1 protein-coding gene is annotated in these 883 nt (G+C 41.9%); it reads right to left on the bottom strand.

Annotated elements, in window-relative coordinates; translation table 11 throughout:
• Positions 1 to 787: IS4 family transposase (locus H5158_RS22605; protein WP_182740974.1), on the bottom strand; the 787-nt coding region annotated here is incomplete at its 3' end.
• Positions 788 to 883: the final 96 nt, after the last annotated feature.

The raw sequence follows: 883 nt of genomic DNA, 5'->3' as shown, positions 1-883 counted from the left end.
GCCAAGGCTCCTTATAACCACGTTTTTTATCTCTTTTTAATAACTTATGCCCTTTGCCAACCAGCACTGCATGCGTGTGATATTGTGCACTTTTGGTCAACTCGGTCGCGCCAAGATACTGGCTCCTACGTTGATTGCTCTTGAATAGTGACTGGCATGGAACAAACTCATCGCTGCCCTGCGTTTTCAAGTGTGCCGTACCTCGAACTCGGCTAATATAATGCCAGCCATTGTTTCGCACTGCTTTGAGCCAAGGAACTTTAAAGCCCGCATCCGTCACAATGACAGGGCGGCAATCACTCGGCAAGATCAGTTTGAGCATCTTTAAGAACCGTTTTTGTACTTTTGGGCAATGATATTGAAAGCTGAATGCACTTTCCTGATACAGGGTTAAAGAGCGACCTTCACTAACAATGCTGGCACGCAGAATACAGTATTTGGTTTGTGTATCTGCATGACTCCAATCAACCAAAATGACGGGATGCTTTTCAGTGACCACAAAACGGCTTAAGTGAACATAAACCGTTGTTGATTCACGTAAAAGCTCGTGGTTACTGAGCAGTCGATCAATACGTTTAATATCATGTTTTTCAGTTGTTTTTGAATTCAAATTGCGGCCGATAGACGTCAAGGTACATTGCTGGCAGTGCAATAGAGATTTAACGGCAGCGACTAAAGTATTAAATCTGGCTTTATGAATTGAGTTAGGGGTGACAGCGCGGAGCATATTGTGCAAAATAGTAAAAGCATTCATGGTGTTTAGCTCTGTTGTTTTTAAGCGATTCATAAGATCACAAAACACCATGAATGTTCCCTCGCTTCCCACATTTTTTAATACTATTAGTTCATTGATATATAAAGGCTAATTCTGGGGATACTTTAG

It is taken from the genome of Pseudoalteromonas sp. SR45-6, assembly GCF_014163545.1.
Classification (GTDB): domain Bacteria; phylum Pseudomonadota; class Gammaproteobacteria; order Enterobacterales; family Alteromonadaceae; genus Pseudoalteromonas; species Pseudoalteromonas rhizosphaerae.
Note: the sequence above shows the minus strand (reverse complement) of the source record. Positions and strands in the feature narration are given on the sequence as shown.